Source organism: Saccharothrix variisporea, assembly GCF_003634995.1.
GTDB lineage: Bacteria > Actinomycetota > Actinomycetes > Mycobacteriales > Pseudonocardiaceae > Actinosynnema > Actinosynnema variisporeum.
Genome location: NZ_RBXR01000001.1, coordinates 6,997,575 through 7,016,998, shown reverse-complemented (window position 1 = coordinate 7,016,998; position 19,424 = coordinate 6,997,575). Strand labels below are relative to the sequence as shown.

General features: G+C 70.9%; 20 protein-coding genes and 1 pseudogene. 7 read left to right on the top strand and 14 right to left on the bottom strand.

The genetic code is table 11. From position 1 onward, the window contains the following. Positions 1 to 30: 30 nt before the first annotated feature. On the top strand, positions 31 to 405 hold the full coding sequence (locus tag DFJ66_RS32075) for a hemerythrin domain-containing protein (RefSeq protein WP_121226756.1): 375 nt from the start codon (positions 31 to 33) through the stop codon (positions 403 to 405). Position 406: 1 nt separating this feature from the next. Here the strand turns inward: DFJ66_RS32075 and DFJ66_RS32070 are convergent, their stop codons facing one another. After that, entirely contained in the window at positions 407 to 1,657 is a 1,251-nt protein-coding gene (locus tag DFJ66_RS32070; protein WP_121226754.1) for a uracil-xanthine permease family protein, read from the bottom strand. A gap of 248 nt (positions 1,658 to 1,905) precedes the next feature. On the opposite strand from DFJ66_RS32070, the gene DFJ66_RS32065 reads away from it, so the two are divergent. Then, positions 1,906 to 2,724, top strand: coding sequence for a MerR family transcriptional regulator (locus DFJ66_RS32065; protein WP_121232044.1), 819 nt, complete (start codon positions 1,906 to 1,908; stop codon positions 2,722 to 2,724). A 1-nt stretch (position 2,725) separates the two neighbouring features. On the opposite strand, the gene pspM is transcribed toward DFJ66_RS32065, so the two are convergent. The 9 genes and pseudogenes from pspM to DFJ66_RS32020 all read right to left on the bottom strand — a co-directional run bounded on the left by pspM (position 2,726) and on the right by DFJ66_RS32020 (position 9,787). After that, on the bottom strand, positions 2,726 to 3,514 hold the full coding sequence (gene pspM / locus DFJ66_RS32060; RefSeq protein ID WP_121232042.1) for a phage shock envelope stress response protein PspM: 789 nt from the start codon (positions 3,512 to 3,514) through the stop codon (positions 2,726 to 2,728). A gap of 15 nt (positions 3,515 to 3,529) precedes the next feature. Then, positions 3,530 to 4,393, bottom strand: coding sequence for a PspA/IM30 family protein (locus DFJ66_RS32055; protein WP_121226752.1), 864 nt, complete (start codon positions 4,391 to 4,393; stop codon positions 3,530 to 3,532). Positions 4,394 to 4,893: 500 nt separating this feature from the next. After that, entirely contained in the window at positions 4,894 to 5,316 is a 423-nt protein-coding gene (locus DFJ66_RS32050; protein WP_121226750.1) for a helix-turn-helix domain-containing protein, read from the bottom strand. A gap of 156 nt (positions 5,317 to 5,472) precedes the next feature. Further along, on the bottom strand, positions 5,473 to 5,946 hold the full coding sequence (locus DFJ66_RS32045; RefSeq protein WP_121226748.1) for a CinA family protein: 474 nt from the start codon (positions 5,944 to 5,946) through the stop codon (positions 5,473 to 5,475). Beyond that, the gene (gene pgsA / locus DFJ66_RS32040; protein ID WP_121226746.1) at positions 5,943 to 6,527 is read right to left on the bottom strand and encodes a CDP-diacylglycerol--glycerol-3-phosphate 3-phosphatidyltransferase; all 585 of its coding nucleotides are present in this window, start codon (positions 6,525 to 6,527) and stop codon (positions 5,943 to 5,945) included. The genes DFJ66_RS32045 and pgsA overlap by 4 nt, the downstream gene beginning before the upstream one ends. Then, positions 6,524 to 7,897, bottom strand: coding sequence for a 30S ribosomal protein S12 methylthiotransferase RimO (rimO, locus tag DFJ66_RS32035; RefSeq protein WP_121226744.1), 1,374 nt, complete (start codon positions 7,895 to 7,897; stop codon positions 6,524 to 6,526). Before rimO ends, pgsA begins: the two co-directional genes overlap by 4 nt. Before the next feature lie 72 nt (positions 7,898 to 7,969). Then, positions 7,970 to 8,287: an RloB family protein gene (locus tag DFJ66_RS45155; protein ID WP_281276656.1), complete on the bottom strand. Its 318-nt coding sequence runs from the start codon at positions 8,285 to 8,287 to the stop codon at positions 7,970 to 7,972. Continuing rightward, a pseudogene (locus tag DFJ66_RS45505) lies at positions 8,272 to 8,517 on the bottom strand (RloB family protein); the annotation flags it as partial. The gene DFJ66_RS45155 and the pseudogene DFJ66_RS45505, both read right to left, overlap by 16 nt. Next, on the bottom strand, positions 8,504 to 9,787 hold the full coding sequence (locus DFJ66_RS32020) for an AAA family ATPase (protein ID WP_121226738.1): 1,284 nt from the start codon (positions 9,785 to 9,787) through the stop codon (positions 8,504 to 8,506). The pseudogene DFJ66_RS45505 and the gene DFJ66_RS32020, both read right to left, overlap by 14 nt. Positions 9,788 to 9,928: 141 nt before the next feature. Between DFJ66_RS32020 and DFJ66_RS32015 the strand changes: the two genes are divergently transcribed. From DFJ66_RS32015 to DFJ66_RS32005, 3 genes are all read left to right on the top strand, one after another. Next, positions 9,929 to 10,429: an amino-acid N-acetyltransferase gene (locus DFJ66_RS32015; RefSeq protein WP_121226736.1), complete on the top strand. Its 501-nt coding sequence runs from the start codon at positions 9,929 to 9,931 to the stop codon at positions 10,427 to 10,429. A gap of 54 nt (positions 10,430 to 10,483) precedes the next feature. Next, positions 10,484 to 11,326 carry a MerR family transcriptional regulator gene (locus DFJ66_RS32010; RefSeq protein WP_121226734.1) on the top strand — a complete coding sequence of 281 codons (843 nt, stop codon included), beginning with the start codon at positions 10,484 to 10,486 and terminating at the stop codon, positions 11,324 to 11,326. Positions 11,327 to 11,524: 198 nt separating this feature from the next. Beyond that, positions 11,525 to 11,932: a phospholipase gene (locus DFJ66_RS32005; RefSeq protein ID WP_121232040.1), complete on the top strand. Its 408-nt coding sequence runs from the start codon at positions 11,525 to 11,527 to the stop codon at positions 11,930 to 11,932. Positions 11,933 to 11,947: 15 nt separating this feature from the next. Here DFJ66_RS32005 and DFJ66_RS32000 read toward each other — a convergent pair whose 3' ends face one another. Then, a complete protein-coding gene (locus DFJ66_RS32000) occupies positions 11,948 to 14,359 on the bottom strand; it encodes a DNA translocase FtsK (protein ID WP_121226732.1) in 2,412 nt (803 codons plus the stop codon). A 133-nt stretch (positions 14,360 to 14,492) separates the two neighbouring features. Here DFJ66_RS32000 and DFJ66_RS31995 point away from each other — a divergent pair, with 133 nt between their 5' ends. Together DFJ66_RS31995 and DFJ66_RS31990 are read left to right on the top strand one after the other, a co-directional pair. Then, a complete protein-coding gene (locus tag DFJ66_RS31995) occupies positions 14,493 to 15,272 on the top strand; it encodes a lysophospholipid acyltransferase family protein (RefSeq protein WP_121226730.1) in 780 nt (259 codons plus the stop codon). Next, a complete protein-coding gene (locus tag DFJ66_RS31990; protein WP_246029983.1) occupies positions 15,269 to 16,180 on the top strand; it encodes an EamA family transporter in 912 nt (303 codons plus the stop codon). The genes DFJ66_RS31995 and DFJ66_RS31990 overlap by 4 nt, the downstream gene beginning before the upstream one ends. Here the strand turns inward: DFJ66_RS31990 and DFJ66_RS31985 are convergent. Genes DFJ66_RS31985 through DFJ66_RS31975 form a run of 3 tightly spaced genes read right to left on the bottom strand, consistent with a single transcriptional unit; the run spans position 16,167 to position 19,418 of the window. After that, positions 16,167 to 17,846 carry a ribonuclease J gene (locus DFJ66_RS31985; protein WP_121226728.1) on the bottom strand — a complete coding sequence of 560 codons (1,680 nt, stop codon included), beginning with the start codon at positions 17,844 to 17,846 and terminating at the stop codon, positions 16,167 to 16,169. The two genes, DFJ66_RS31990 and DFJ66_RS31985, sit on opposite strands and share 14 nt — an antisense overlap. Next, positions 17,843 to 18,748 carry a 4-hydroxy-tetrahydrodipicolinate synthase gene (gene dapA, locus DFJ66_RS31980; protein WP_121226726.1) on the bottom strand — a complete coding sequence of 302 codons (906 nt, stop codon included), beginning with the start codon at positions 18,746 to 18,748 and terminating at the stop codon, positions 17,843 to 17,845. The genes DFJ66_RS31985 and dapA overlap by 4 nt, the downstream gene beginning before the upstream one ends. 49 nt (positions 18,749 to 18,797) lie before the next feature. Further along, positions 18,798 to 19,418 (bottom strand): TIGR03085 family metal-binding protein, encoded by a 621-nt coding sequence (locus DFJ66_RS31975; RefSeq protein ID WP_121226724.1) that lies wholly within the window; start codon positions 19,416 to 19,418, stop codon positions 18,798 to 18,800. Positions 19,419 to 19,424 lie beyond the last annotated feature (6 nt).

Sequence of the window (19,424 nt, the reverse complement as noted above, 5' to 3'; positions counted from 1 at the left end):
CCTTCTCACCTGAGCCTACTGGGGGACCCGATGACCGACCCGATCCGCGACCTGCTGCTCGACCCCGAGCGGCTCAAGGCGCTGGGCGCGCAGCTCAAGCGGCACCACGCCGAGCTGCGCGCCGAGCTCGTGGCCCTGCGCACCGACCCCGGGCGCGACCTGATGAGCCACTGCCTGACCTTCTGCGGGCACCTGCGCGAGCACCACACCAACGAAGACCGGGCATTCGGCGCGTTCGAAGCCCAGTTCCCCGCCCTGGTCCCGGTCATCGCCCGGCTGCGGGACGAGCACCGCGCCATCGCCGGGACGATCGCCGAGATCGAGCGCACCGGCGTCACCGACGGGTTGCTGGAACGGCTGGACGCGCACTTCGCCTACGAGGAGCAGCACCTCGCGTCGTGGTAGGTCAGGGCTGGGACGGGCGGGCGGCGCGCAGCCAGCGCATGATCGGGTGCAGGATCACCACGAGCAGCGACCCCCACACCAGGCCGCCCAGTTCCAGGTCGCCGAGCTTGAGGGTCAGGTCGCCCACGCCCGCGACCAGGGCCGCGCCGCCGACCAGGGCGTTGCCGGGGTTGGTCAGGTCGACCCGGTTGTCCATCCAGATCCGCACGCCGACCAGGCTGATCAGGCCCAGCAGCACGAGCGTGGCCCCGCCGACCACGCCCACCGGGATGGTGGCCAACGCCGCCGTCGCCTTCGGGGAGAACGCCAGCGCCATCGCGATCACGCCGGTCACGGCGTAGGCGGCGGTGGAGTACACCTTCGTCACGCCCATGACGCCGATGTTCTCCGAGTACGTGGTGGTGCCCGTGCCGCCGCCGAAGCCCGCCAGGGTCGTGGACAGGCCGTTGGCGATGATCGAGTCGCCGACGCTGCCGTCGAGGTTGCGCCCGGTCAGGCCGCCGATCGCCTTGACGTGCCCGACGCTCTCCGCGACCAGCACGATCACCACCGGCAGCACCAGCAGGGTCACGGACGGGCGCAGCTCGGGCGCGTGGAAGTCCGGTAGCCCGAGCCACGCGGCGCGGCCCACGGCGTCAGTGTTCACCACGCCGAGCACGAGGCCCAGCACCCACCCGACCACCACGCCGAGCAGCACGGAGAACCGGAAGAACAGCCGCCGGCCCAGCACCCCGCACAGCAGGATGATGCCCAGCGTCACCACGGCCGGCAGCGGCTGCTCGGAGAACGAGTCGGTGGCGCGGTGCGAGAGGTTCAGCCCGATGAGCAGGACCACGGCCCCGGTCACCACCGGCGGCATCACGGACTCCAGCAGCCGCACGCCCAGCGCCTTGACCGCCACACCCAGGATGATCACCAGCAACCCGGCCGCGACGACCCCGCCGAGCTGGGCCGCGACGCCCTCGCTGCGGGCCGCCTCCAGGGGCGCGATGAACGCGAAGGACGCGCCGAGGTAGCTGGGGACCCGGTTGCGGGTGATGAGCAGGAACAGCAGCGTGCCGACGCCGGAGAAGAGCAGGGTGGTGCTGACGGGCAGACCGGTGAGGGAGGGGACGAGGATCGTGGCACCGGTCATCGCGGTCAGGTGCTGGGCACCGAAGCCGATGGTGAGCGGCCAGCTCAGCCGCTCCTCGGGTGCGATGGCGTCACCGTCGGTGGTGCGCCCATCGCCGTGCACGGTCCACAACGCCACTCAATGCCCTCCCCGGCGACCAGGCCGAACGCCGTTGTCCGACCGACGAATCCTGCCACGCCATGTAGTGGGCAGGGCCAGATAACAGTCTGATAATCACACGATTGCAGCAAGAGATACCAGGCCTGGTGCGACTTCAGCCCAACTCGACTACGCAACGTGATCCAACGTCGGTTCCTGCGGATGGCCCCATCCTGGCGCAGCCGGATCTTGACCCTCCACCAGGGGGAGGAGCCAGGGTGGACGACATGAGCGGCGACACCTCCCTCACCATCGGTGACCTGGCGCGACGGACCGGTCTGACGGTCAAGGCCGTCCGCTTCTACGCCGATCGGGGGATCGTGCCGCCGACCCACCGCACAGCCACCGGCCAACGCCGCTTCGACCCCGCCGCCGCGGCCCGCCTCGCGCTGGTCCGGACGTTGCGCGCACTGGACGTCGACCTGGCGACCGTCCGCCGCGTCCTGGAGCGGGAGACGACCGTCGCCGAGGTCGCCGCGGCGCACGCTGAGGCGCTCGACGCCCACCTGCGCGTGCTGGCGCTGCGCCGGGCGGTGCTCGGTTGGCTGTGCTCGAACCCCGAGGAGATCGACGTGGTGCACGACCTGGCCCTGCTGTCCGCCGACGCCCGCCGCCTGCTGGTCGAGGACTTCCTGACGGCGGTGTTCGCCGACCGCCCCGGCACGGAGGGCCCCGCGCGGACCCTCACCCCCGAGCTGCCCGAGGACCCGCAACCGGCCCAGGTGGCGGCGTGGGTCGAGTTGGCGGCGTTGACCCGCGACCCGGACTTCCGCGCCCTCCTGGCCCGTCTGGCGGCCCGCCAGGGCGACCTGCGGCCCGACGCGGTAGCGGTCGTGCGCGACCGGGCGCGCCTCGACCTCGACCCGACGTCACCGGAAGCGGCGGCGGTGGTCGCGGAGATCGGTGCCGTCGACCTCGAGTACCTGGAGGCCGCGAACGACCCGCGCCGCGAGCGCTACTTGACGCTGTTGGCGCTGATCAACGGTTGGGACGCACCGGAAAGTGTGGCGGCCGAGCTCGACTGGTTCCTGCGGGCTGCTCGATAGCTCAAGCCCAGCGGGACAGGTCGCGCAACGCCGAGGCCAGGCCCGCCAGGTGGTCGGTCGCCTCGCCCAGCACCTGCCGCGGGTTGGACGCCGTGCTCTCCGCCAGCACCCGCCCCGCCGCCGCCACCAGCCCGCAGTAGCCGTCGACGCCCTCGTCCAACTGCACCCGCAGCCGCCGCACGCCCTCCACCAGCGGAGCGCGGTCCAGCGGCGGCGCGGTGTCCCGAGCCCGTTCGACCGCCTGCAACTGGTGCGACACCGCGCGCAGGGCCGACGCCGCCTCCGCCCCGGTCGCCCGCGCCTGCACCACCGACTCGGTCGGCACGGACGTCAGCGCGGCCGAGTCGAGCTGGAACAGCAGCTCGCGCAGGGTGTCCTCGGCTTCCTCCAGCCGCTCCATCGGCGCACGGGCCGCCGACGACCGGGCCGGCAACGGCGACCGCACCGGGGCGACCGCCAACTGCTGCCGCGCCGCGTCGATCGACCGCATCTTGCCGTGCGTGCGCAGCGCCAGCACACCCGTCGCCGCCACGCCACCGCCCGCCATGATGACCACGGCCGCGTGCATCCCGACCACCAGCGCCAGGGCACCGACCGCGGTCAGGAGCGTCAGCACGATCAGCCAGAACGTCAGCGCGCGGCTCGACCGGCGGTAGCGCCGGTCGAGCTTCGCGCGGGGGTCGTTCCACGCCGCGACCCGGCGCTTCACCTGGTCCGCGAGTTGACCTTGCAGCTGGGCGCCGACGAACTGGGCGATCTCGCCCGCGGCCTTCCGCGCGGGGTGCTCCATCGCGGACCCCACCACTCAGCCCTGGCTCGCGGGCGGGTTCTGCTGCGGCGCGTTCTGCGGGGTGCTCTGGGCCTGCTGGACGCGCTGCGCGATCTCCTGCTGGATGCTCGCCGCCGCGCTCTGCGACTGGCCGCTGGTCACCTCGCCGGCGACCTGCCCGCCGCGCATGGACGCCCGGATCTGCTCCAGCCGGGACGAGCCCGCCAGCTGCGTGGTCGACTGCTGGACCTCCAGCATCCGGCCCTGCACCGAGTTCTGCGCCAGCTCCGCCGACCCGAGGGCCGTGGTGTAGCGCTTCTCGATCTTGTCGCGGATCTCGTCCAGCGACGGCGTGTTGCTCGGCGCGGCCAGCTCGGTCATCTGGCGCAGCGAGTGGGACACCTGCTCCTGCATCTTCGCCTGCTCCAGCTGCGAGAGCAGCTTGGTGCGCTCGGCGAGCTTCTGCTGCAGCACCATCGCGTTGCGCTCGACCGCGCTCTTGGCCTGCTGGGCGGCCTGCAGCGACTGGTCGTGCAGCGTCTTGAGGTCCTCGATGCTCTGCTCGGCGGTCACGAGCTGGGTCGCGAACGACTGGGCCGCGTTCTCGAACTCCTGCGCCCGCTGCTCGTCGCCCTTGGCCCGCGCCTCGTCGGCGAGGACCAGCGCCTGGCGCGCGGACGCCTGGAGCTTCTCCACCTCACCGAGCTGCCGGTTGAGCTTCATCTCCAGCTGGCGCTGGTTGCCGATCACGGCGGCAGCCTGCTGCGACAGGGCCTGGTGCTGCCGCTGCGCCTCCTCGATGGCCTGCTGGATCTGCACCTTCGGGTCGGCGTGCTCGTCGATCTTGGACGAGAACGCCGCCATGAAGTACTTCCACGCCTTCACGAAAGGGTTGGCCATCTCCTACGCCTGCCTTCTCCGCACTTCCCTGGCTCGCGCTCGTGACTGGCAACGACCCGGTGCCGGTGTTGGTTCCATCGTGTCAGTTGTGCCGTGCCGCTTCCACCGACCTGGGGAGATATCCGGGTTCACCCTGAGTCACCCCTGAAACTTCGGTCGACGTGGTCATCCTGCCGTTCTGGTGCCCGGGTGGACGCACTGACCCCGCGCGGGGTTGCCAACTCGTTGCAGTGTGACGAAACCCATGCTCCAGCGCAGCGCCGGCGCGCTCCTGGCCCGGACCGCGCCCCACCGCGCGACCGCGCCCCGGTGCTGTCGCGGTGACCGGCCCCGCCAAGCCCACCGCGCCCAGCCCACCGCGCCGAACCCGCCCCCAAGTCCGCCCCCAAGCTCGCCGCGCCCAGCCCGCCGCGCCGAGCTGCGCGCGGTGGGGTCGAGCCCGCGCATGCGACGAAGCCGAGTCGGTCGGTCCGACTCGGCTTCGACGAGCAGTGCTCGACCTACGCGGCCACCACGGCGCCGCGCGGCTCGATCGACGTGGCCAACCGGTGCGTGAGCATCGGCTGGATGCGCAGATCGGACAGGTCGTTCCCGACGACGGTGGGCACCAGCGTGCCGCCCTCGAGGCTCGGCGCGGTCGGACGCTCGGTCCGCTCGGCCAGCTCCGCGGGCGTGGACACCGGCTGCGTCACCGCGCCGATGTCCGACGCGACGAGGTGCAGCAGTTCGTAGAGGGGCAGGTCCAACGCCTCGCAGATGGCGGCCAGCAGCTCGCTGGACGCCTCCTTGCGGCCACGCTCCACCTCGGACAGGTACCCCAGGCTGACGCGGGCGGTCCTGGAGACCTCGCGCAGCGTGCGGCGTTGGGTGGTGCGGGCATGGCGGAGCCGATCACCGATCGCCTCGCGTAGCAGCACGGTCATCGCGCGCCTCCTTCCGGCCGGCCGTGCCACCACGTTACCGACCCGTCCCGTCGACGGGCAGTGACTTCGGTGCACGTCCGCCACAAGCGAACGATCGAACCGGGTGCCTTGTTCCCGCGTGGCGACCGCGGTGTGACGCGGATTGCCCTGCTCAGGTCACCCTTCGGTGATCTTCAGGTGGTCCAGGAGAAGATCGAGGGCGGCGATCACGGAAGCGGACCGGACTTCGTGACGATCACCACCGACAGTGATGGTTTCGACCGCCGAACCGGACGGACCGGACAAACCGATGTGGACCGTGCCCGCGTCGACCCCGTCCTGGGGGTCCGGTCCGGCCACCCCGGTCAGTCCGAGGCCCCACGTCGCGCCGCACCGCGTCCGGGCGCCCTCGGCGAGCTGCCGGGCCACCTCGGGGTGCACGGCCCCGTGCGCGGCCAGCAGGGCGGCGTCCACGCCCGCGAGCGAGGCCTTCAGGTCGGTCGCGTAGACCACCAGCCCGCCGCGCAGCACGGCGCTCGCACCCGGCACGGTGGTGATCTCGGCGGTGACCAGCCCGGCGGTCAGCGACTCGGCGGTCGCCACCGTCTCCCCGCGCGCCTTGAGCGCGTTGACGACGTCCACGGCGCTCACGCCCCGGCCACCGCCCTCTTCCCGCGGGCGCGCAGCCGGACCGCGCGCACCACGTAGTCCGCGCCGGTCACGACGGTCAGCGCGACCGCCGCGTACATCGTGACCACCGCGACGGGCTCCAGGTTGGCCGGCAGCGACAGCAGGTACAGGCCGATGGCGACGATCTGGACCAGGGTCTTGGCCTTGCCGCCCCGGCTGGCCGGGATCACGCCGTGGCGGATCACCCAGAACCGCAGCAGCGTCACGCCCAGCTCGCGCACCGCGATGACGAGCGTGATCCACCACGGCAGCTCGCCCAGCAGGCTCAGGCCGACCAGGGCCGCGCCGGTGAGCGCCTTGTCCGCGATCGGGTCGGCGATCTTGCCGAAGTCGGTGATCAGGCCGTGCTTGCGGGCGAGGTTGCCGTCCACGTGGTCGGTGACCGAGGCGACGACGAAGACGCCGAAGGCCGAAAGGCGCCACCAGTAGGAGTGGCCGCCCTCGGCGAACAGCAGGTAGAGGAACACCGGCACGAGCACCAGCCGGGACATCGTCAGCACGTTGGCGATGTTCAGCACCGGCACGCGCGCGGGTTCTGTCACCTGGGGAGCACCTCGATCGCGGTGACCACCAGGTCCACGCCCTCGGCGGCGTCGACGCGGCAGCGCACCAGGTCACCGACCTTCAGGTCCTCGGCGTTGGTGATCACGCACTCGCCGTCGACCTCGGGCGCCTGGTGGGCGGCCCGGCCGACGCAGTCGTTCTCGTCGTCCTCCTCGGTCTCGACCAGGACGACGACCTCCTCGCCCACGCGGTCCTCGGCGCGCTGGGCGGTCAACTCCTCGACCAGGTTGGAGATCCGGGCGACCCGCTCGGCGATGGTGTCGGCGTCGAGCTTGCCGTCGAGGGTCTCGGCCTCGGTGCCGTCCTCGTCGGAGTAGCCGAACACACCCACGGCGTCCAGGCGGGCCGCGGTGAGGAACCGCTCCAGCTCGGCCACGTCCTCCTCGGTCTCGCCGGGGAAGCCGACGATGACGTTGGACCGGATGCCCGCCTGCGGGGCGAGCGCGCGGATCTGCTCGACGAGGCCCAGGAACGACTCGGTGGACCCGAACCGGCGCATCCGGCGCAGCACGGACTCGCTGGAGTGCTGGAAGGACATGTCGAAGTACTGGGCGACGTTCGGGGTGGTCGCGATGGCCTTGACGAGGCTCGGCTTGGTCTCGGCGGGCTGGAGGTAGGAGACGCGGACCCGGTCGACTTCGCGCGCGAGCCGCTCCAGCAGGTTCTCCAGGCCGCCCAGGTCGCGCGGCAGGTCCTTGGCGTAGGAGGTGGAGTTCTCGCTGACCAGGAAGACCTCGCGGACACCCTGCTCGGCCAGCCACCGCGCCTCGGCGACGATCTCGTCCGGGTGCCGGGACACGAACGCGCCCCGGAAGCTCGGGATGGCGCAGAACGAGCAGCGGCGGTCGCAGCCCGAGGCGATCTTCAGCGGGGCGACCGGGGTGTCCTCCAGGCGGGTGCGCAGGACGCGCGGGCCCCACCCGTGGCCGGGGACCTGCACGTCCTCGGCGGCCTTGGGGCGCTGGACGGGCGTGAGCGGGAGGAGGGTGCGCCGGTCGACGGGCTTGTGGGACTCGATCGTCTTGCCCTCGAGCACGTCGTCCAGGCGCTCGGCGAGCTTGTCGTAGTGGTCGAACCCGAGGACGGCCTGCGCCTCGGGCAGGCTCTCGGCCAACTCGGCCCCGTACCGCTCGGCCATGCACCCGACCGCGACCACCTTGGCCCCGCTGTCGGCGGCGGCGAGGAGCGTGTCGACGGAGTCCTTCTTGGCGGACTCGACGAAGCCGCACGTGTTGACCACGACCACGTCGGCGTCGTCACCGTCGGTCAGCTCCCACCCGCCGGCGGTGAGCCGGCCGGCGAGCTCCTCGGAGTCGACTTCGTTGCGGGCGCACCCGAGGGTCAGCATGGCGACGCGCTTGGCCGTGGTGGGGGAAGACACGGTGCTCAGGGTAGCCGCCCCGGGTGTGAACGCCGGACGTCAGCGCCCAAGTGCCGCTTCGACCAGCCGCCACACCCCGGTCGACGGGTTCTCCGGTCCGAGCACCTTGGCACGAGTGATCGCGCTGTCGACGTTCACGGCGAACACGTCGAAGTCGACCTTCTTGTCGTAGCCGACGATGTGCCTGGTCAGCAGCGCCTTCGCCGCCTTGGCACCGTCGATGTGCGCGGTGTGGTCGCGAAAGTGCAGGAGGAGCCACAGTTCGAAGCACGGATCGGAGACGGCCAGGGACACCGCGGTCCGGTTTGCGGCGGTGATGCCTTCGGCACGTCGAACTCGTCGACGTCCACGACACACCAGACCTGGTCGAACCCGTCCTCGGCCCGCTCCCGGACACCCACCGCGTAGTTCACGAGCTGTTCTGGCGAACCCACCACCGAAACGACTTTAAGTGCCGTTAGGTGCGAAGAGCGCTTCAGCCCGTCGAAATACTGCTTCTCGGTCTTACCGCAACACACGACGAGAATGCGGTTCGCGGCTTGACGGTGTGGCGCACGCCGGCGACTACTCGGTTCACGGCGTGGCATCGGCATCTCCACGACCCGCGAACGCCTCGACGAAATCGTCCTCCAACAAGTTGGGCACCGCGCCGTAACTGCCGCCGAGGTAGCGTCGAGCCAGGTTCTCGCCTTCCTTCCGCGGGTGGAAGTCGGACAGCGGGTAGAGTTCGGACGCACCACCAGCCCGCTTCTCGACGAACCACACCTCGTCGCGGCGCAGGACATCAGCACCGAGCGCAGGGCTGAGGAGGCTGGGGTCGTGAGTGGTGAAGATCAATTGCGCGCCACTCGCGTTGACCCGTTCGTCCCGGAACAGGGCCGCCAGTTGAGCGGTCAGGCGAGGGTGGAGACTGGCGTCGATCTCGTCGATCACCAGCACGCCACCGTCGTCGAGCAGCCGCAGCACGGACGGCAGGAGGGCCAGCCACGACCTGGTTCCCGCGGACTCGTCGGCGAGCTCGAACAGCGTCGCGGACTCGCCGTGGGAGAGAACGACGCGGAACTCCGACGGCTTTACGCGGTGAAGCCACCCCGGGCGGTCGACTCCAGAGCCCGGCTGCGGTTCCTGGGAGGCCATCTCGAAGAGCCGTTGGCTCGTCACGTCCACGGCGATCGTGAGCGCTTCGATCCCGAAATCGGCAACCTTGACCATGCCGGTAAGGCGATCAGCCATGCTCTTGTCACCGAGTACCAATTGCACGATCTCCGCTTCGTCGACGACGGGGGCCGCCAAGCGGAACACCACCTTCGTGGCGAACCAGCGGTACACGGGCAACAACGGGCGCAGGTTCGTCTGGGCAGCCAGACCGAGGAACAGGGCATTCGGGCGCAGCAGTCCCTCAAGGACATCGAGGGCACCTCTGAGTTCGGCGACCGTCGAGCCGAACTTCACTTCGTCCCGTTCCCGCTCGAAGATCACCCGTCGCCGCTTTTCCGGGTAGCTGTACAACCACTCCGACAGCACGCGCTCATCGTCGACCTCGAAGCCGTAGACGTAACGCACACCCTCGTCCATCAGCTCGACCACGAAGACAGAAGGCAGTTCCGAAGCCCCGGGGTCGAGGCGGAACGGATGGCGGGGCACTCCGCCCTCGGCGGGCCACTTGCCGAAGGAGTCCCGGACCGCGTCGGCCATGAACTTGAGGCCGTCGAGGAGGTTCGACTTGCCCGAAGCGTTGGCGCCGTAGACGCCCGCGACCGGGACGACCTGCCGGTCCTTCGCGTACGCGGGCATGAGCAGCAGCTCCTGCTCGTCGCGGAACGACCGGTGGTTGCCGATCCGGAAGCTGCGCAGCACGGGACACCTCCCAAAGCGAAGCCACAGCGCGATCCATGCAAGTAAACCGCAAAAACCGAGCTCTGAGTGCGCTGACAGAGCGACTGGAGCAACTTGTGCGCCGGGCGGCGAGATCGGGCGTTCGCGAGTTACCTTGGCAGCGTGAACGACCCGATCAACGTGCGCCGGGCGCGCACCGGTGACGTGCGGGCTATGAAGGCGCTCATCGACCTCTACGCGGGCAAGGTGTTGTTGAGCAAACCGCTGGTCACGCTGTTCGAGGACATCCAGGAGTTCTGGGTGGCCGAAGAAGGCGGGCGGTTGCTCGGCTGTGGTGCGTTGCACGTGCTCTGGGAGGACCTTGCGGAGATCCGCACTGTCGCCGTGGCGCCGGAGGCGTTGGGGCGGGGGATCGGGCACCGGCTGGTGGCTCGGTTGATCGAGACCGCGAAGGAGCTCCAGCTCTCCCGGGTGTTCGTGCTCACCTTCGAGACCGAGTTCTTCAGCAAACACGGGTTCGTGGAGATCGACGGCACGCCCGTCTCCCCCGAGGTCTACGAGGAGATCATGCGGTCGGCCGACGAGGGTGTCGCGGAGTTCCTCGACCTCTCCTACGTCAAGCCCAACACCCTCGGCAACTCGCGGATGCTGCTGCACCTCTGATTGTTCTAGTGTTCACTCGAACAGTGTTGACTCGTTGAGCGCGCACCGTCGAGGATGGACCACGTGCAGCTCACCGTGGACGAGCTGGCGGTCCGGGTCGGGCTGCCGGGCAGCACCATCCGCATGTACCAGACCAAGGGCGTGCTCCACCCGCCGCGCCGCCAAGGTCGGGTCGCCTACTACGACGACTCCCACATCGAGCGGTTGACGCTGGTGCAGCGGCTCCAGTCGCGGGGGTTCTCGTTGCCCGCGATCGCCGAGCTGGTGAAGGCGCGGGAGGAAGGTGCGAGCGTCGCGGCGGTGCTCGGCGTGGGGGACGCCGAGGGGCCGGACGACTGGGTGCGGGTCCGGGTGCGGGACCTGCGTCGGTTGGTACCGACCGGGGACGTGCGGCCGGCCGTGCTCAAGCGGGCGATCCAGCTCGGGCTCGTGCGGTGGCGGCGGGGGTGGCCGCACACGCGTCGGTGGGCGTTGGAGGCCGGGAACCGGCTCGCCGGGCTCTCCGTGCCGGCCGAGGACGTGCTGGACCAGTTCGCGGCGCTGCGCCGGGCCACCGACGGCATCGCCGCGGACTTCGTGGAGGTCTTCGAGCGCCGGCTGTGGCCGCAGCTGGACGAGCGGTCCGCCGAGGACGACCAACTCGACCGGGTCCGGGCGCTGCTGGTGGAGCTGACCTACACCGCCGAGACGGTCGTGGTCGGGACGCTGCGCGAGTCGATCCGCGAGGCCGCCGAGGAGTTCGCGCGGCGGCACGGGCTGCTGCCCGGCGGCGACTTCCAGCCCGCCTGGGCGGAGGAACCCGTGCCCATCGCCGAGCGTCTCATCGACACCGAGACCGAGATACCGGACGAGACCACGATCCGCCGGTTCCTCGAGGACCAGGGCGACGAGCCCTGACCCACCCCCGCGGGGGCGCACGAGCCGGTACGGAGGGGTTCGGCTCGCACGTCCGGCGGGTGCGGCAGTGCCCGGTGCGGCGAACGTTCACCCGGTGTTGCGGGAGCGTGAGCCCATCGGGGCTGTCGCGTGTCGATCAGCACCCAGTAGGAACGTTTTCACGGCCTTTCCTCACGAGGGGGAACACCTGTGAAAACCCTGCTCTCCACCCTGGTCGCCGTCGCCGCCCTGCTGCTGGGCACCGGCACCGCCCAAGCCGCGATCGACGCGCCCGCCGTCACCGACGACTACCTGTTCAACCGCACGCTGTCGCAGTTCAGCTCGATCCGCGCCCAGGCCCCGTACGCCGACCAGCTCGACTGGTCCTCCGACGGCTGCTCCTGGTCCCCGGACAACCCGTTCGGCTTCAAGTTCCTGCCCGCCTGCCACCGGCACGACTTCGGCTACCGCAACTACAAGCGGCAGTCCCGGTTCAACGAGACCACCCGGCTGCGCATCGACGACAACTTCAAGGCCGACCTGTACCACCAGTGCGCCGGGAACTGGGCGTGCAACCGGACCGCGGACCTGTACTACAAGGCGGTCCGCGAGTACGGCGCGAGCTGAGAACACGACGGCGGGTCAGTCCTCCTCGGGGCCTGGCCCGCCCTTGATCAGGTACACCACCGAGTCCAGCTCGTCCGGCTTGATCAGGACTTCCCGAGCCTTCGAGCCCTCCGAAGGGCCGACCACGCCCCGCGTCTCCAGCAGGTCCATCAGCCGGCCCGCCTTCGCGAACCCCACCCGCAGCTTGCGCTGGAGCATCGACGTCGAGCCGAACTGCGAGGTCACGATCAGCTCCGCCGCCTGCAACAGCAGCTCCAGGTCGTCGCCGATGTCGGCGTCGATCTCCTTCTTCTCCCCCGCCTTCGCGGCGGTCACGCCGTCGGTGTACTCCGGCTGCGCCTGCAGCTTGGTGAAGTTGACGATCTCGGCGATCTCCTCGTCGCCGACGAACGCGCCCTGGATGCGCACCGGCTTCGACGCGCCCATCGGCAGGTAGAGCCCGTCGCCCATGCCGATCAGCTTCTCCGCGCCCGGCTGGTCGAGGATGACCCGCGAGTCGGTCAGCGACGACGTGGCGAACGCCAGCCGCGACGGCACGTTGGTCTTGATCAGGCCGGTGACGACGTCCACGGACGGCCGCTGGGTGGCCAGCACCAGGTGGATGCCCGCCGCACGCGCCTTCTGCGTGATCCGGACGATGGCGTCCTCGACGTCCCGGGGCGCGGTCATCATCAGGTCGGCCAGCTCGTCGACGATCGCCATGATGTACGGGTACGGCCGGTACACGCGCTCGCTGCCCGGCGGCGCGGCGATCTCGCCGGAGCGCACCTTGCGGTTGAAGTCGTCGATGTGGCGCACCCGGTTGACCTGCATGTCCTGGTAGCGCTGCTCCATCTCCTCCACCAGCCAGGCCAGCGCGGCGGCGGCCTTCTTCGGCTGGGTGATGATGGGCGTGATCAGGTGCGGGATGCCCTCGTACGGCGTCAGCTCGACCATCTTCGGGTCGATGAGGATCATCCGGACCTCGTCCGGCGTGGCGCGCGCGAGCAGGGACACCAGCATCGAGTTCACGAAGCTCGACTTGCCCGAACCGGTGGAGCCGGCGACCAGCAGGTGCGGCATCTTGGTCAGGTTCGCGGTGACGAAGTGGCCCTCGATGTCCTTGCCCAGCCCGATCACCATCGGGTGGTTGTCCTTGACGGTGCTCGGCGAGCGCAGCACGTCGCCCAGGCGCACCATCTCCCGGTCGCTGTTGGGCACCTCGATGCCCACCGCGGACTTGCCCGGGATGGGCGCGAGCAGGCGGACGTTGTCGGTGGCGACGGCGTAGGCGATGTTCTTGGTCAGCGCGGTGATCTTCTCGACCTTCACGCCCGGACCGAGCTCGACCTCGTAGCGGGTCACCGTCGGGCCGCGGGTGAAGCCGGTGACCTGCGCGTCGATGGAGAACTGGTCGAGGACGCCGGTGATCGCCTCGATCATCTGGTCGTTGGCCTTGCTGCGGGCCTTGGGCGCGTCGCCGTCCTTGAGGATGGTGGGCGGCGGGAGCTGGTAGTCGCCCTCGACCGCGCGCACGGCCATCGTCGGCTGCGGCTTCTCCGGCTCCGCCTTGGGCTTGGGCTTCGGGGTCGGGCGCGGAGGGGGTGGCGGCGGCTCTTCCTCGGCCTCGGCGTCCAGGGGCAGCTCGGGCTGGTCCTCGGGGACGGCGGCCTGGCGGCGGCGCGACGGGCGGCGCAACCGGACCGGCTTGGGCTCCTCCTCCGGCTGTTCCTCTTCCCTGCCGAACCCTTCGAGCTGGTCGTCGGTCTTGCGGCCACCGAGCAGGGAGCCGAGCTTGGCGGGCACCTCGCGGATCGGCAGGTGCGCCAGGACCAGCACGCCGTAGAAGAAGATCAGGACCAGCAGCGGACCGGCGACCCACGGCGTGAGGCCCTGGGCCAGGAACCCGCCGGCGAGGTAACCGAGGGCGCCACCGGCGCCGCGCCGCTCGACCGGGTCGCTGGGCAGGCCGCCGACGAGGTGGAACATGCCGAGGAAGCCGACCGCGACCAGGATGCCGCCGATCACCAGGCGGGGCCGCGCCTCGGGCTTGGGGTCGGTGCGCATGAGCGTGACGCCGACCGCGAGCAGCACCAGGGGCACGATCAGCGCGGGCGCGCCGACCGAGCTGCGCACGGCGACGTCCACCCACTGCCCGACCGGACCGCCGGCCTGCCACCACACGCCCGCGCCGGTGATCACCGCCAGCGCGATCAGGACCAGGCCGAGACCGTCCCGACGGTGCTCGGGATCGAGGTCCTTACCCCGCCCCACCGCGCGCACCACGCCGCCGACACCACGTCCCAGCAGGCCCCACGCCTTGCCGACGGTGCCGGGGGACCCCGACCTACGGGCGGCCGGGCGGGCCTTGGACGTGCGCGTCCGCGGCTTGGCCGCGCCTCTTCGGGGCGTGCCCTTGCCACGAGACGTTCCGGTTCGGCCAGCCATGGTTTCTCACGTTAGTCGCTTCGGTCCCACGTGCCCCAACGGTCACGCCAAGACGTGACGTGCGCTGCTCGTCGTCCATAGTTGCCCGGAATCGGTTACGGCCACACCTCGACACGCCGTAGCCTTCCCCGCTGTGTCCACACCACTGCTGTGGCGCGTGCTGACGACCTTGGACCGCGGGTTCGTAGGTCTCAGCGGACGGCTGCAAGTCACCGGCGACATCCCGGCGGACCTCAAGGGCCGTCCCCTGCTGCTCGCGTCCAACCACATCGGCAACCTCGACCCGTTCGTGCTCATCGCGGCGTGCCACGCGCTCGGCGTGCACCCCCGGTTCCTGCTGGCGGGCGGGTTGCTCGACGCCCCGATCATGGGGCCCGCCCTGAAGGCGTCCGGTCACCTGCGGGTGGACCGGGCGTCCGCCACCGTCGGCGACGCCTACCACCGGACGGTGGAAGCGTTGCGGCGCGGCGGTGATCCGATCGCGGTGTACCCGGAGGGCAAGATCAGCCTCGACCCCGGGCTGTGGCCGGAACGCGGCAAGACCGGCGCGGCACGGCTGGCGTTGAGCGGCGGGGTGCCCGTGATCCCGGTCAGCCAGTGGGGTGCGCACGAAGCCGTTTATTGGGGCAACACAAGGGTTTCCGGCTGGGACGACTTCAAGCCCTACCTGACCTCGTACCTGCGCGGGCTGCGTCGGCGGCCGACGTTCAAGGTGCACTTCGGCGCGCCCGTGGACCTGTCCGACCTGCGGGACGGCCGGCCCGGCGACGCGCGGCGGGCGCACGAGCGGATCATGCGGTCGATCACGCACGGGCTCGTGCCGTTGCGTGCCGACGAACCAGACCTGCCGAAGTTCCACGACCCGACCCGGCCGACGACGGGCAGCAGTCCCTGGCGACCCGAGGCGGCGTGAACGCGCGGGGTCTGCTCCTGGCCGTGCTGTCGTCGCTGACGTTCGGCGCGTCCGGGGTGCTGGCCAAGCCTGTGATGGGCGTCGGGGTGACGCCGGTGCAGGTCACCAGTGCGCGCATCTGCCTCGCGGCCGTGGTGCTCGTGGGTTTCGTGGCACTGCTGCGGCCTCGGGCGCTGGCGTTCCCGCGCGGGTCGTGGGGTCTGGTGGTCGGGTACGGCGTGTTCGGGGTGATCGGCGCACCGCTGCTGTTCTTCGTGTCGGCAGCGCGCATCCCGGTCGGCATCGCGATGCTGCTGGAGTTCACCGCGCCGGTCCTGGTGGCGTTGTGGGTCCGGTTCGTGCGCGGGGTGCGGCTGGCGGCGGCGGTGTGGGCCGGGATCGCGGTGGCGCTGGTCGGGCTGGCCGTGGTCGGCGAGGTGTGGTCGAGCGTCTCGCTGGACCTGGTGGGCGTGCTGGCCGGGCTGGGCTCGGCGGTGTGCACGGCGGCTTACTACCTGCTGGGTGAGCGGGCGGCCGGACGGCACGACCCGTTGGGGGTGCTGGCGGCGGGGATGCTCGTGGGCGCGGTGGTGCTGGCGGTGGTGAGCCCGCCTTGGCTGCTGCCGATGGGGCGGGAGACCGAGCAGGGGCCGGTGTGGGTGTTGTTGGTGACGCTGGCTTTGGTGGCGACCGTGGTGGCCTACCTGGCGGGGATCGTGTCCCTGAAGCACTTGCCGTCGTCGGCCGCGAGCGTCGTCGGGCTGCTGGAACCCTTGGTGGCGGCCGTGCTGGCGTGGATCGTGCTGGGCGAGGCTTTGTCGGCCGTGCAGGTGGTGGGGGCCATCGTCTTGCTGGGCGGTGCGGCGGTGGTCCAGATGGCCACCAGCCGCACCGCTCCCGTCGTCGAGTGCCTGCCTACACCGGGATGATCGTCGGCACGATCATCGGGCGGCGGCGGTAGGTCTCGGCGACCCAGCGGCCGACGACCCGGCGCACGGCCTGCGCGATGCGGTGGGAGTCGGTGATGCCCTCCGCCTCCGTGCGCGAGAGTTCCATCTCCACCAACGAGATCGCCTGGTCCAGCGCCTTCGGGTCGTCCGAGAACCCGCGTCCGGACACGGTCGGCGGGGCCACCGCGCGGCCGGTGTTGGAGTCCACGGCCACGGTGATCGCGATGAAGCCGCCCTCGCCCAGCACCAAGCGGTCCGACAGGGTGGACTCGCCTACGTCGCCCACGGACAGGCCGTCCACGTAGACGTGCCCGACCTCGACGCGACCGCTGATGGCGGCGCTGCCGTCCACCAAGTCCACGACCACGCCGTCCTCGGCGATCACCACGCTGTCCGGGGAGACGCCCGTCGCCACGGCCAGGGCCGCGTTGGCGCGCAGGTGGCGCCACTCGCCGTGCACCGGCATGACGTTGGACGGCCGGACCGCGTTGTACAGGAACAGCAGCTCACCCGCGGGCGAGTGGCCGGACACGTGCACCTTCGCGTTGCCCTGGTGCACGACGGTCGCACCCAGCCGGGACAGGCCGTTCACCACGTTGAACACGGCGTTCTCGTTGCCGGGGATCAGCGACGACGCCAGCACGATGGTGTCGCCCGCCTTGATCGAGATCTGGCGGTGCTCGCCGCGCGCCATGCGGGACAGGGCCGACAGCGGTTCGCCCTGGGAGCCCGTGGACACGAACAGCACCTGGTCCTCGGGCATGTCCATGGCCTCGTGCAGGTCCACGAACAAGCCGTCCGGCACGTTCAGGTAGCCCAGCTCGGCCGCGATGCCCATGTTGCGGACCATCGACCGGCCCACGAACGCCACCCGCCGGTTGTACTGCACGGCCACGTCCAGGACCTGCTGCACGCGGTGCACGTGGGAGGCGAAGCAGGCCACGATCACGCGCTGGCGGGCCTTGCGGATGACGTTCTCCAGCACCGGACCGATCTCCCGCTCCGGCGCCACGAAACCGGGCACCTCGGCGTTGGTGGAGTCGACCAGGAACAGGTCCACGCCCTCGTCGCCCAGCCGCGAGAAGCCGGCCAGGTCGGTCAGCCGGCCGTCCAGCGGCAGCTGGTCCAGCTTGATGTCGCCGGTGTGCAGGACCAGGCCCGCCGCCGTGCGGATGGCGACCGCGACCGCGTCCGGGATGGAGTGGTTGACCGCGAAGAACTCCAGCTCGAACGGCCCGAACGTGCGGCGCTCGCCGTCGGTGATCTCCACCAGCTGCGGCGTCTGCCGGTGCTCGCGGCACTTGGCCGCCAGCAGGGCCAGGGTGAACCGCGAACCCACGACCGGCAGGTCCGGGCGCAGCTTGAGCAGGAACGGCACCGCGCCGATGTGGTCCTCGTGACCGTGGGTCAGGACCAGGGCGTCGATGTCCTCCAGGCGGTCCTCGATGGCGCGGAAGTCCGGCAGGATCAGGTCCACGCCGGGCTGGTCGTCCTCGGGGAACAGGACGCCGCAGTCCACGATGAGCAGTCGGCCGGCGTGCTCGAACACGGTCATGTTGCGGCCGACCTCGCCGATGCCGCCCAGTGCGACGACGCGCAGACCTCCGTCGGGCAGGGCGGGCGGGGGTGACGTCGGGTTGATCACGCGTTGACTCCCAGTTCGGCCGTGACAGCGGAGACGGCCTCGATGTCCTCGGTGGATGCGGGTACCAGGGGCAGACGTGGGTTACCCACGTCCAGGCCCTTCAGACGCAGAGCGGTCTTGGCGTAGGTGACGCCGGGCATGCGGGTGAACGGCCGCAGCAGCGGCAGCAGTTCCTGGTGGATCTGACGGGCGCGGACCACGTCGCCGGACTCGAACGCGTCGAGCATCGCGCGCAGGCGGTCGGCCGCGATGTGCGAGACGACGCTGACGAACCCGACCGCGCCCACCGACAGCCACGGCAGGTTCAGCGGGTCGTCGCCGGAGTAGTAGGCCAGGTCGGTGGCCGCGATGACCTTGCTGCCCGCCAGGAGGTCGCCCTTGGCGTCCTTGACGGCCAGGATCCGCGGGTGCTCGGCCAGGCGCAGGAGGGTGTCCACCTCGATCGGCGTGACCGCGCGCGGCGGGATGTCGTAGAGCATCACGGGCAGGTCGGTGGCGTCCGCGACCGCCTTGAAGTGCGCTTCCACGCCCGCCTGCGGGGGACGCGAGTAGTACGGGGTGACCACCAGCAGGCCGTGCGCACCGGCGTCGGCGGCGTTGCGGGCCAGGTGGACGCTGTGCGCGGTGTCGTAGGTGCCGGCGCCGCTGACCACGGTGGCGCGGTCGCCCACGGCCTGCACCACGGCCCGGATCAGGTCCGCCTTCTCGGCTTCGGTGGTGGTCGGGCTCTCGCCCGTGGTGCCGTTGACGACCAGACCGTCGTTGCCCAGGTCGACCAGGTGTTTCGCCAGCTCCTGCGCCTTGTCCAGGTCCAGCGCCCCGGAGGCGTCGAACGGGGTGACCATGGCGGTGAGCACGCGGCCGAAGGGTCGGCCGGGTGAGGCGGTCGGGCATCCGGTCATGGCCCAAACGCTACCGCCTGCGGTGCCCGCAACCCCCTTTGGGCTGGGCTTACAGGCCCCGGTCGAGGGTCTTCACGGCCGTGACGGCGTCCCGGTCGCCGTCGTAGTCCACCTCGGCGCGGGCCCGGCCGAAGGCGTGCATCAGCAGTTCCGAGACCTGACCGGTCAGGATCACCGGGCTCGGGCCGGACTTCACGGTCACCGCCTCGCCGTCCGGGCGGCGCAGCACGACGCCCACCGGGCTGTTGCGGTAGGTCAGCTTCGCCGTGCGGCTCAGCCCCTTCCACAGGGCGGCGTCCCGGCGCGGGTCGGGCGAGCGGGGCGTCCAGTCGTCGGCCGCGCGCCGCACGTCCTCGTGGTGCACGAAGTACTCGACCGTGTTGAGGACGTCGTCGAGCAGCGCGTACGGGGACCACGCCGGCGGTCCGCTCCGCACCAGGTCCACCAGCTCGGCCCACGGCTTGGCGGCGTAGGCGTCCTGGACCTTCTGCGTGTGCCCGGCGAGGGGCTTGGCCAGGATGCCCAGGGCCGCGTCGGGCCGGCGTTCGCGCAGCACGAGGTGGGCGGCGAGGTCGCGGGTGCGCCACGGGTCGCACAGGGTCGGTGCGTCCGGTCCCAGCTCGGTGAACAGGTCGCAGAGCAGCTTGCGTTCGTCCTGTGCGACGCCCATGCGCCC

Excerpts from the sequence above, each read along its gene's own strand:
- DFJ66_RS32075 (WP_121226756.1), top strand. The coding sequence starts at position 31 with ATGACCGACCCGATCCGCGACCTGCTGCTCGACCCCGAGCGGCTCAAG.
- DFJ66_RS32065 (WP_121232044.1), top strand. The coding sequence starts at position 1,906 with ATGAGCGGCGACACCTCCCTCACCATCGGTGACCTGGCGCGACGGACC.
- pspM (WP_121232042.1), bottom strand. The coding sequence starts at position 3,514 with ATGGAGCACCCCGCGCGGAAGGCCGCGGGCGAGATCGCCCAGTTCGTC.
- DFJ66_RS32055 (WP_121226752.1), bottom strand. The coding sequence starts at position 4,393 with ATGGCCAACCCTTTCGTGAAGGCGTGGAAGTACTTCATGGCGGCGTTC.
- DFJ66_RS32050 (WP_121226750.1), bottom strand. The coding sequence starts at position 5,316 with ATGACCGTGCTGCTACGCGAGGCGATCGGTGATCGGCTCCGCCATGCC.
- rimO (WP_121226744.1), bottom strand. The coding sequence starts at position 7,897 with ATGCTGACCCTCGGGTGCGCCCGCAACGAAGTCGACTCCGAGGAGCTC.
- DFJ66_RS32010 (WP_121226734.1), top strand. The coding sequence starts at position 10,484 with ATGGACCACGTGCAGCTCACCGTGGACGAGCTGGCGGTCCGGGTCGGG.
- DFJ66_RS32000 (WP_121226732.1), bottom strand. The coding sequence starts at position 14,359 with ATGGCTGGCCGAACCGGAACGTCTCGTGGCAAGGGCACGCCCCGAAGA.
- dapA (WP_121226726.1), bottom strand. The coding sequence starts at position 18,748 with ATGACCGGATGCCCGACCGCCTCACCCGGCCGACCCTTCGGCCGCGTG.
- DFJ66_RS31975 (WP_121226724.1), bottom strand. The coding sequence starts at position 19,418 with ATGGGCGTCGCACAGGACGAACGCAAGCTGCTCTGCGACCTGTTCACC.